The organism is Rhodococcus sp. RDE2 (assembly GCF_020885655.1).
GTDB classification, from domain to species: domain Bacteria; phylum Actinomycetota; class Actinomycetes; order Mycobacteriales; family Mycobacteriaceae; genus Rhodococcus; species Rhodococcus pyridinivorans.
Genome location: NZ_AP025186.1, coordinates 4,326,250 through 4,337,167, shown reverse-complemented (window position 1 = coordinate 4,337,167; position 10,918 = coordinate 4,326,250). Strand labels below are relative to the sequence as shown.

7 protein-coding genes are annotated in these 10,918 nt (G+C 66.7%); 4 read left to right on the top strand and 3 right to left on the bottom strand.

The features are described 5' to 3' along the window. Positions 1 to 64 precede the first annotated feature (64 nt). Entirely contained in the window at positions 65 to 1,489 is a 1,425-nt protein-coding gene (locus tag LPH33_RS20175) for an Hsp70 family protein (protein WP_229565648.1), read from the top strand. Between the two features lies 1 nt (position 1,490). On the opposite strand, the gene LPH33_RS20170 is transcribed toward LPH33_RS20175, so the two are convergent. After that, on the bottom strand, positions 1,491 to 2,780 hold the full coding sequence (locus LPH33_RS20170; RefSeq protein WP_229565646.1) for a YibE/F family protein: 1,290 nt from the start codon (positions 2,778 to 2,780) through the stop codon (positions 1,491 to 1,493). 327 nt (positions 2,781 to 3,107) lie between these two features. Beyond that, a complete protein-coding gene (locus LPH33_RS20165) occupies positions 3,108 to 4,364 on the bottom strand; it encodes a pyridoxal phosphate-dependent aminotransferase (RefSeq protein WP_229565645.1) in 1,257 nt (418 codons plus the stop codon). Positions 4,365 to 4,530: 166 nt separating this feature from the next. Between LPH33_RS20165 and LPH33_RS20160 the strand changes: the two genes are divergently transcribed. The 3 genes from LPH33_RS20160 to LPH33_RS20150 all read left to right on the top strand — a co-directional run bounded on the left by LPH33_RS20160 (position 4,531) and on the right by LPH33_RS20150 (position 7,348). Beyond that, the gene (locus LPH33_RS20160; protein WP_016695928.1) at positions 4,531 to 4,734 is read left to right on the top strand and encodes a cold-shock protein; all 204 of its coding nucleotides are present in this window, start codon (positions 4,531 to 4,533) and stop codon (positions 4,732 to 4,734) included. A 214-nt stretch (positions 4,735 to 4,948) separates the two neighbouring features. Beyond that, complete coding sequence (locus LPH33_RS20155; RefSeq protein WP_229568418.1) at positions 4,949 to 6,121, top strand: alkane 1-monooxygenase; 1,173 nt, start codon at positions 4,949 to 4,951, stop codon at positions 6,119 to 6,121. Between the two features lie 27 nt (positions 6,122 to 6,148). Further along, positions 6,149 to 7,348 (top strand): hypothetical protein, encoded by a 1,200-nt coding sequence (locus tag LPH33_RS20150; RefSeq protein WP_229565643.1) that lies wholly within the window; start codon positions 6,149 to 6,151, stop codon positions 7,346 to 7,348. Between the two features lie 63 nt (positions 7,349 to 7,411). Here LPH33_RS20150 and LPH33_RS20145 read toward each other — a convergent pair whose 3' ends face one another. Further along, entirely contained in the window at positions 7,412 to 10,597 is a 3,186-nt protein-coding gene (locus tag LPH33_RS20145) for a (Fe-S)-binding protein (protein WP_229565642.1), read from the bottom strand. Positions 10,598 to 10,918: the final 321 nt, after the last annotated feature.

Sequence of the window (10,918 nt, the reverse complement as noted above, 5' to 3'; positions counted from 1 at the left end):
GTCGGTGATTTCGGGCGCCGGGGGAAGCTGACGCGGCTGGCGCATCCAACGTCGAAGGCGGCTGATGAGTTCTATTCTCGGTGTGACCGTGGGGGAGAGCGCCGTTCGGGTGGTGCGGCCGGTGGATCGAACGACCCCGACGGCGGGGTTCCAGTTCCAGGTGGTCGAAACCGGTAAGGACGATCCGGCGCGGCTGGCGGCAGGCACCCTCGGGGTGCTCTTCCAGACCGGTGTCGCGGGCGATCCGGTCGAGCGGGTCGGACTGGTCTACCGCGACCAGGCCCAGGCCGAGCGCCTGCGTGCGGCGATGACCGTCGAACACATCGACCGCTACCTGCTCGTCTCCGAACCCGAGGCCGCCGTCACCTATCTGCAGGCCACCGGCGAACTCGGGAGCAACACCGCCGTCTTCTACGACCTCGGCGACGCCGGGCTCACCGTCACCGTCGTCGACCTCGTCTCCCGCGAGGTGCTCGCCGAACGCACTGACAGCATCGGCGGCCGCGTCTTCGACAACGTGATCCGCGACCACCAACTCGACACCAACGGTGTGTGGCGCCCCGACGACCCCGCCACCGACGACGAACTGTCGGCCCAGTGCCGCGAGGCCAAGGAGAAGCTCTCGCAGAGCGAGACCGTGGCCGTGCCGGGCGCGGCAGGGGTCGTGCTCATGTCACGCGAGACCTTCGATCCGCTCATCGCGCAGTGCGTCGAGTCGTCGGCGCAGTTCGTGCACCAGGTGATCTCCCGTGCCGGTCGCAACCCCGAGGCCGTGGTCCTGCTCGGCGGCGGCGCGCACATCCCGCTCGTGCAGGAGGTGCTGCGCTCGTGGCTCGGACTGCCGCTGGTGGTGCCGCACGAGCCTGAACTCGTCCTCGCCAAGGGCGGGGCGATGGCCGCCGCGAAGCCTGCGAACTCGCAGCCGGCGAGCACCCTCACCCGCATCGTGCCGGGCCGCCCGTCGTCGACCAGCGCCGAGACCGAACAAATCCCGGTCGTCGCCGCTGCGGCCCCCGCGCAGACGACCGCAGCCGCCGCATCCGGGCCGGAGTCCGCCGACGCGAAGAAGCCGTGGTGGTCGACGCTGGCCGGTCGCGGTCCGTCGGTCAGCGGCAAGCAGATCTCCGGCGCCGGTATCGCGGGCACGGCCCTCGCGGTCGTCGCGGTCATCGGGGTGGCGCTGAGCACCGGCTTCGCGAGTTCGTCGACCGACGAGACGAGCCCGACCCAGTCGTACACCCCCCCGACGACCGGTGCGCCGCGGCAGAACCCCGCGCCGGCGGTGGCGCCCACGCAGGTCACCACGACCACCACCACGGTCGAGCCGGAGCCGGCTCCGACGACCTATTCGCCGCGCCCGGTTCCGCCGGCCCCCGAGCCTCCGCCCGCTCCGGCTCCGACCATCCCGGGGCTGGGAGTGCCGGTGCCGACGCTGCCGCCGCTGCCGACGATCGAGTTGCCGCCGCTGCCGCAGATCCGGCTTCCCTGAGTCACGCGCGTCGCGCGTGCCGGCCACCCGTCTGCTGTCCGGGCGCGTCGGTACGCGCGAGCACGGCGGCGATCGCCGTGGTGAGCGGGACCGACAACGTGAGCGCGATGCCGCCGACGCATGCGCGGACCAGCTCGATCGCCACGGCGTCACTGGTGATCACATCGGTGATCGAGCGCCCGGCCACCGAGAACAGCAGCAGTAGGGGCAGCGCGCCACCCGCGTAGGCGAGGACGAGTGTGTAGACGGTGCTGGCGATGTGGTCGCGGCCCACGCGCATCGCCGCCGAGAAGATCTCCCGGCGCGACGACTCGGGATCGAGGCCGGCGAGTTCGAAGGCCGACGACGCCTGCGTGATGGTGACGTCGTTGAGCACACCGAGCGAGCCGATGATGAATCCCGCCAACAGTAGGCCAGAGATCGACACGTGCCCGATGTACAGCTGCACGTCGGTGTTCTGTTCCTCCGACAGACCGGTCAGGTGCGTCATGCGGATCGCGACGTAGGACAACAGGGCCGCGACGACCATCGACGCGAGCGTGCCGAGCAGCGCCGAACTGGTCCTCAGATTCACGCCGTGCGCCAGATACAGCACCGCGTAGAGGATGAGTGCACCGCCGACCAGTGCGACCGGCACGGCGGGTTTGCCGTCCAGGAGCGCAGGGAGCATGAACACCACCAGCACGCCGAACGCGACGCCCAGGCCGATCAGGGCCCGCAGACCGCGCCAGCGGGCGATCGCGACCACTACGACGGCGAACACCGCGACCACCAGCGCGAGCGGGAAGCCGCGGGAGTAGTCGTAGAAGGAGTACTGGGTGGCGCCCGCCGGATCGGTCTGGCGGACGAGACGGATCTCGTCGCCGGCCTGCAGTTCGGGCTGACCCGGGCCGGGGATCACCTCGAGGAGGGTCCGCGCACCGTCGTCGGGACCGGATTCGATGGCGACGATGCTGCGTTCGCAGTCGAAGGTGTTGCTCGAGGGAGGGGACGGCTCACCGGTGAAGACGCGCCCGAAGGACGGGCTGCCGCACGGTCCGGTGTTCTGTTCGACGACCGTCCCGGCCTCGGTGACGACGGCGCCGCCGCCGGTGGTCTGGAAGGGGGCGGGGATGTCCACGGAACGGCTGCTCGGCCACAGCAGTGCGGTGCCGAAGAGCACCAGGAGACCGATCGCAGCCAGTAGGCCGACGACGATCTTCGCGGCGATGGGTCCGAGGGGGATGGGACTTTCGGCCTGCCCGTGGCCGTGACCGTGTCCGTGGCTGAAATGGCCGTGTCCGTGATTCACCCGGACAGGCTAGCCAAGAGGCGAGAAGGTTTGGGCTGGTGGTGGCGGGGAGCAGGGGGGGTGTCCCCGCCACCGTCACCTGATCTCGCACAGGGGGGATGGCGATCGATCAGGGAGCCCGGCACAGTGCGTAGTGCTTAGTGCCATAAGACAAATTACTGGTTCCGACCCCGGCTTGGGGAGGGGTTGACATGTGGCGATGGTCACGAACCCGACAAACCGTCCGATCGGGTAGGTAGAGCATGCTCATATCCAGGGACTTTGGTCCCGAAAGCCCCAAGATAACTGTTCGGCAACAATTACCGGTCCGGGGTCGGAGGCTCTGTCCTACTGCTTGTAGGAGGACAGGAAGTTGCCGATCCGCTCGATCGCGACCGCCAGATCGCGTGCCCACGGCAGCGTGACGATGCGCAGATGGTCGTGGTTCGGCCAGTTGAAGCCCGTGCCCTGGGTGACGAGGATGCGCTCCTGCAGCAGCAGATCCTGCACGAGCTTCTCGTCGTCGTGGATGTCGTAGACCTCCGGATCCAGACGCGGGAAGGCGTAGAGCGCACCGCGCGGCTTCACGCAGCTCACGCCCGGGATGGCGTTGAGCCGCTCCCACGCGACGTCGCGCTGCTCGAGCAGGCGCCCGCCGGGCAGCACGAGGTCCTCGATGCTCTGGTAGCCGCCGAGCGCCACCTGGATGGCGTGCTGGGCCGGCACGTTGGGGCACAACCGGGTCGAGGCGAGCAGATCCACGCCCTCGAGGAAGCCTGCCGCGTGATCCTTCGGGCCGGTGATGACCATCCAGCCCGACCGGTAGCCGGCGACCCGGTACGCCTTCGACAGGCCGTTGTAGGTCAGGCAGAGCAGATCCGGGGCCAGTGAGGCCAGGGAGACGTGCTTGGTGTCGTCGTAGAGGATCTTGTCGTAGATCTCGTCGGCGAGCAGCAGCAGCTGGTGCTTGCGCGCGAGGCGCACGATCCCCTCGAGCACCTCCTGCGAGTACACGGCGCCCGTCGGGTTGTTCGGGTTGATCACCACGATCGCCTTGGTGCGCTCGGTGATCCGGGACTCGATGTCGTCGAGGTCCGGGTTCCAGTCGTTGGTCTCGTCGCACAGGTAGTGCACGGGGGTGCCACCGGCGAGCGAGGTCATCGCCGTCCACAACGGATAGTCGGGTGCCGGGATGAGCACCTCGTCGCCGTCGTCGAGCAGGGCCTGCATGGTGATGGTGATGAGCTCGGAGACGCCGTTGCCCAGGTAGACGTCGTTGATGTCGAACTTGGGGAAGCGCGGTACGAGCTCGTAGCGCGTGACGATCGCGCGACGGGCCGAGGCGATGCCCTTGGACTCCGAGTAGCCCTGCGCGTGGGGCAGCGCCGCGATCATGTCCTGCACGATCGTGTCGGGCGCCTCGAACCCGAACGGCGCGGGGTTGCCGATGTTGAGCTTGAGGATGCGATGCCCCTCGGCCTCGAGCCGCGCGGCGTGGGCATGCACCGGCCCGCGGATCTCGTAGAGCACGTTCCGGAGCTTCGACGACTGCTCGAGCCGACGGCTGATGTGATGGTGAAGTTGGCCTTGCTCCTCGGTAGTCACGGGTTACATGGTGCCACCGTGCTGCAACACGATTTCATCCGCGTTTTGTAGGTCGTGGTAACGACTCGGGAAACAAGACGCGACGAATGTCCGGATCAGTGCGATGATCGAGGTCCATCTAGGCCTCACGTCGGGGTGACGTGGGGGAATGCAAGGAGCAAGTGGTATGGCGCAGGGCACTGTCAAGTGGTTCAACGCGGAAAAGGGCTTCGGCTTCATCGAGCAGGATGGTGGGGGAGCAGACGTTTTCGTCCATTACTCCGAAATCCAGGGTTCGGGCTTCAAGACCCTGGACGAGGGAGCACGAGTCGAGTTCGAGATCGGCCAGGGGCAGAAGGGCCCGCAGGCTCAGGGCGTGCGCACCATCTAGGTCGCACCCTTTCGAGAATTCCGCGTTCGACGGCGTCGCATCTTCGGGTGCGGCACCGTCGTCGTGTGCTCTCCACCACAAACAGTGCGCAAGGTCCTACCGGTCGGTAAGTACTGCTTGTAAGGTGTGTCCGAGTCGTGGGGTAACAGTTTGTTTTCTCCGGTACGGGGGGATTCGTACCGGACGGTTTTTCCTTCCTGGGGGATTGGTGTTTGTGGATTCGGCGACTCCTCGCAGCGCGACGCACGATCGATGGACCGACCCCAAGAAGCGCCTCTGGCTGTACGGACTCGTCATCCCCCTGAGCCCGTTCATCGCCTATTTCCTCGTCGAATACCTGCACCTCGGCGTCTTCTGGGCCACCGGTGCACTGGTCATCGCCGTCGTCTGCCCGCTGGTCGACGCGTTCGCGAGACTGGACACGAGCAATCCACCCGAGAGCATGATGCGGACGCTCGAGAACGATCGGTACTACCGCTACTGCACCTATCTCTATCTCCCGCTGCAATATGCGGGCCTGGCCTTCGGATGCTGGATGTGGGTGTCGCAACCCATGGGCGGCGCCGAACGATTCGCGATGGCCGCCACGCTCGGCATCGTCGGCGGTGTCGGCATCAACGCGGCACACGAACTCGGGCACAAGCGCACCACCATCGAGCGGCGTCTCGCGAAGATCGCCCTCGCCCAGTCGTTCTACGGCCACTTCTACGTCGAACACAATCGTGGACACCACGCGCGCGTCGCGACCCCGGAGGACCCGGCCACCGCCCGCATGGGCGAGAGCTACTGGCGTTTCCTGCCCCGCTCGGTGTTCGGCAGCCTCCGCTCCGCCATCCGCTACGAGAAGGGCCGGCTCGAGCGTCGCGGCATGTCGTTCTGGAACGTGCGGCACAACGACATCCTCAACGCGTGGGCGCTGAGCGTCGTCCTCTATGCCGTGCTCATCGCGGTGTTCGGCTGGTCGATCGCCCCGTGGCTCGTCGTCCAGGCCGTCATGGCGATCATGTTCCTCGAAGGTGCCAACTATCTCGAGCACTACGGGCTGCTGCGCGAGAAGCGCCCGGACGGCAGCTACGAACGGGTGCAGCCCCAGCACAGCTGGAACAGCAACCACGTGTGCTCCAACCTGTTCCTCTACAACCTGCAGCGACACAGCGACCACCACGCCAACCCGCTGCGCCGTTACCAAACCCTGCGCTCGATGCCGCAGGCGCCGCAGCTGCCCGCCGGCTACGCGGTATTGATCATCCTGGCTCTGTTCCCACCCCTGTGGCGGCGGATAATGGACCCGCGACTGCTCGAGCACTACGGGCACGATGTGTCGCGAATCAACATTCAGTGTGGGAAGAGAACGGCGATTCAGGCACGATACGGCGGGGGAAACTAGGCGCCGGATCGCTCCGACCACCGACGCATGGCGACGCGCCTCGACGAACTGGGCATCCCCGCCATCATCGATATCCACGACGGCACCCACAACTGGGGCTACCGGCAGGACGACTTGCACAACTCGTGGCCCGTCCTCGGCCCCGCGATCGGCGCCTCCTGGCGAGTTCTCCACAGGCGGTCGGTTCATCCACAGATCCGGCCGATCGGCCGTTCTGCCGGCAGTTCGCCGTTCGGCTCGAGCGACGCTCGACGCATGCGCGACGACGTCCTCATCCATCGCAGCGACGCTCAGGCATCGGGCCGCACTCCGGGCGAGATCCGCGGTCTGGTCAGGAGCGGTCACTGGGTACGGCTCGCATCGGGTGTCTTCGTTCCCCGCGAGACGTACGAGGCAACCGACGACTTCGGCCGGCACGCATTTCGCGCACGGGCGATGCTGCAGGTCTCGTCACCCGACGCTGCGCTCAGCCACGTCTCCGCAGCCGTACTCCACGGACTGCGCCCGTGGAGAATCGCTCTGGACGACGTCCACCTCACCTACAACCGACGCAGCGGTGGCAAACGAACGCCGGGACGAGTGATGCACACGGCGCGACTCGACGAAGCCGAAGTAGTGGACAGATGCGGAGCCCGCGTACTGGAGGTCGCGCGGACCGTTGTCGATATCGCAGCAACCGAGCCGTTCGAAGAGTCGGTAGTGCTCGGTGACCGCGTGTTGCGGCACGGACTGACCGACATCGCATTGCTGCGGAGTGCGCTGGAGCGGATGGGATCTCATCCGGGACGCGCGCGTGCTTCCCGAGCGGTGGGAAGGATGGACGACCGTAGCGACAGCGTCGGCGAGTCGCGCAGTCGCATCCTGATGCTCGACGAACATCTGCCGGTCCCGCTTGCACAGGTCGATGTGCTCGACGCTGCCGATCGTTGGCTCGCGCGGGTCGACTTCCTGTGGCCCGAGCACGGTGTCATCGGTGAGTTCGACGGTCGTATCAAGTACCGACGCGACGGCGTCGCCACCAGGGATGCGGAGGACGTCGTCTATCAGGAGAAGCTGCGCGAGGACCGGCTGCGCCAGGCGGGGTGGGTGGTCGTGCGGTGGACGTGGGACGACCTGGAGACCCCGGGCGCGCTCGCGTCGAAGATCCGTGCGGCCATGGAGTTGGCGCGGCGGGGGAGTGGTCCGGTTGGGCGGTACGTCGTACGAAAGCTCACAACGCAGAAGTGAGGCTCACAACCCCAGTGGTTGACCACCACGGTTGCGAGCCTCACTTCTCGGTTGTTTACCTACTTACTTGCGACCCGGCGGCTTGATGCCGCTCTTGATCTGCAGTCCGCCCGGCTTCGCCTGCGGCGGCGCCGGCGCCTCGGCCTCCGGCTTCACCGGGGCCTCGGGCTCGGGTGCCGTCTCGGGCTCGGGTGCCGACTCCGGCGTCGGCTCAGCCTTCGCCGGTGCAGCCGGAGTGGCAGGCGCAGCCTTCTTCGCACCCGGTCCCTTCAGGCCGCTCTTGAGCTGCAGTCCGCCCGGCTTCGCCTTCGGGATCGCCGACTCCTTCGGCTGCTCCGCAGGCGCTTCCGCAGCGGGAGCCTCCGCCGTGGGAGCCTCTGCAGCAGGTGCTTCCTCGGCCGGAGCCGCGGGAGCAGAGTTCGCTGCCGGAGCCGCCTTCTTCGCGCCGGGACCCTTCAGGCCGCTCTTGAGCTGGAGGCCGCCCGGCTTCGCCTTCGGCACCGCGGGTGCCTCGGCTGCGGGAGCTTCCGACGACGACTCGGCAGGGGCAGCAGGTGCGGCCGGCTTCGCGGCACCCGGGGCCTTCGCACCCGGAGCCTTGAGGCCGCCCTTCATCTGCAGTCCGCCCGGCTTGGCCTTCGGTGCTGCCGGTGCCTCGGCTGCAGGAGCAGCAGAAGCCTCGGACGCGGCAGGTGCAGCCGGAGCCGCAGCCTTCTTCGCGCCCGGACCCTTCAGGCCACCCTTCATCTGCAGTCCGCCCGGCTTCGCCTTCGGAGCTGCGGGAGCCTCGGCTGCCTCGGAAGCAGGAGCCTTCGCACCACCGGGAGCCTTCGGTCCGCCCGGAGCCTTGAGACCGCCCTTCATCTGCAGACCGCCGGCCTTCGGGGCACCGGTGGTCTTCGGAGCAGCCGGCGCTGCCGCTGCCACCTCGACCTCCTCGACGCGCTCCTTCTCGACCTCTTCCGCGGTCTCCTCGACCTCGACCGGAGTCTTCGGCTGCTGGACGACCTTGAGGTTGTCGCTGAGCTTCGCGGCCTCGACGCGAGAGATGGACTCGAGCATGAGCTGCGCGACGTCGATGACCTCGACGCCCTCGCCCTTGCCCTCTTCCTGACGCGCCGTCACACCGTCGGTGAGCATGACGCGGCAGAACGGGCAGCCCGTCGCGATCTTGGCGGGATTCGTGGTGAGCGCTTCGTCGACACGGTCGATGTTGATGCGCTTACCGATCTTCTCCTCCATCCACATGCGGGCACCACCGGCACCACAGCACATGGACCGCTCGCCGTGACGCGGCATCTCGACAAGCTTCGCGCCCGACGCCGCCATCAGCTCACGCGGAGCGTTGTAGACCTTGTTGTGCCGTCCGAGGAAGCACGGGTCGTGGTAGGTCACGTCCTGGCCGACGGCCTTGACCTGGACCAGCTTCTTCGCCCGCACGAGACGGTTGAGCAGCTGCGTGTGGTGGACGACCTCGTAGCTGCCACCCACCTGCGGGTACTCGTTGTTCAGCGCGTTGAAGCAGTGCGCACAGGTCACGACGATCTTGCGCTTGCTCTGCTCGACGCCCTCGAACACACCGTTGAGGACCTCGATGTTCTGCTGCGCCAGCTGCTGGAACAGGAACTCGTTGCCCGCGCGGCGAGCGGAGTCGCCGGTGCAGGTCTCCTCGGCGCCGAGGACCATGAACTTCACGCCGGCGGTCGCGAGGAGCTCGGCGACGGCCTTCGTGGTCTTCTTGGCGCGGTCCTCGTAGGCACCGGCACAGCCGACCCAGAAGAGGTACTCGTAGCCGTCGAAGCTGTCGGCATCCTGGCCGAAGACCGGGATGTCGAACTCCATCTCGTTGATCCAGTTGAGACGGTCCTTGGCGTTCTGGCCCCAGGGATTGCCCTTGTTCTCGAGGTTCTTGAACAGACCCGCGAGCTCGGACGGGAAGTCCGACTCGATGAGCACCTGGTAGCGACGCATGTCGATGATGTGGTCGACGTGCTCGATGTCCACCGGGCACTGCTCGACGCACGCACCACAGTTGGTGCACGACCACAGGGTCTCGGTGTCGATGACGGGAGCCAGTTCGCCTGCTTCCAGCAACCCCTCGGTCTCGCCGACGAGCTTGCGACCCGACTCCTCGCGAGCCGACGCCGGGATCTTCGCCAGCTTGGCCTCGTCCGGATTGCCCTCGGCGTCGACCAGGCCGACTTCGTCGCCACCGAGATCGGTGCGACCACCGGCGAGCAGGTAGGGAGCCTTGGCGTAACCGTGGTCGCGCAGCGACGTGATGAGCAGCTTCGGCGACAGCGGCTTACCGGTGTTCCAGGCGGGGCACTGCGACTGGCAACGACCGCACTCGGTGCAGGTCGTGAAGTCCAGCCAGCCCTTCCACGTGAAGTCCTCGATGCGGCCGGCACCGAAGGTGTCCTTGTCCGGATCGGCGTCCTCCATGTCGACGGGCTTGCCGCCGGACATCATCTGACGTGCGGCACCGAGGGCGGGACCGCCGTCGTCCTCACGCTTGAAGTAGATGTTGAAGAAGGCCGAGAAGCGGTGCCATGCGACACCCCAGGTGATGTTGCGGCCGACGATGTAGAGCCACACCATGCCCGACATGAGCTTGATGAACGCGAACACCGACACGAGCTCGGGGCTCTCCGGAAGGATCCGGGCGACCTGCATCGTGAAGAAGTCGGTCGAAAGGTGGCCGCCGCCGTATGTGGCGATCTTTCCGGCCTTCACCAGGATCATGCCCAGGCCCTCGAGCAGCACGACCGCTTCGACGAAGTAGGCGGCCTTGAAGTTCGAGCCGCTGAAGCGCGACATCCGGCCGGGCTGACGCGGATGGTTGCGCTGGCGGATGTAGATCAGCGTCAGGATGCCGATCACCGTGCCGAGACCGAGGATCTCGTCGATGAAGTGGTAGACGGCGGTATTGCCGATGAGCGGCCAGTGGAACTTCGGGTCGAACGTCTGGCCGTAGGCCTCGAACCAGACGATCGCGCCGAGCATGAAGCCGACCATCACCAGCCAGTGAGCCCAGCCGACGGTCCGGAACTTGACCATCTTCGTGTGCGCGAGGAATTCGACGACCATCTGCTTGAAGCGCGGGAAGAACGGCCGCCAGCGGTCCGGGGCCGGCTGGCCGACCCGGATCGTGTTGACCATCTTCAGCGCACCGCTGATGAACGCGAACCAACACACGAGGCTCAGCAGCACGCCGATCGTGCCCAACGTAATCGTCAGGGCATTCATACGTGGCCTTTCGTGTCGGGGGCGGCGTCGTGCCGCCTGGTATGAGTCACCCCATCGTAACGCAAGCTAAGTTACCCACCGGTAACTTGGTCTGATCTGGAGTTACCCGCCAGTAGCTATGACTGCGTCGAATCGGAGACCGTGTGCCCGGACACGCTAGAGGTCAAACGTGATACCGCCGTCACGCAGGATGCCCTAACTCGCCTGAAAAGAGGCATGTGTCACACGGAGATCACGGCACCCCTGTACCGGCCACGATGCTGTTTCCATTCGGGCAAATGGGTATAACACTCCGGATGTGATGTCGGTTATGATTCGCCC

Excerpts from the sequence above, each read along its gene's own strand:
- LPH33_RS20175 (WP_229565648.1), top strand. The coding sequence starts at position 65 with ATGAGTTCTATTCTCGGTGTGACCGTGGGGGAGAGCGCCGTTCGGGTG.
- LPH33_RS20160 (WP_016695928.1), top strand. The coding sequence starts at position 4,531 with ATGGCGCAGGGCACTGTCAAGTGGTTCAACGCGGAAAAGGGCTTCGGC.
- LPH33_RS20150 (WP_229565643.1), top strand. The coding sequence starts at position 6,149 with ATGGCGACGCGCCTCGACGAACTGGGCATCCCCGCCATCATCGATATC.
- LPH33_RS20145 (WP_229565642.1), bottom strand. The coding sequence starts at position 10,597 with ATGAATGCCCTGACGATTACGTTGGGCACGATCGGCGTGCTGCTGAGC.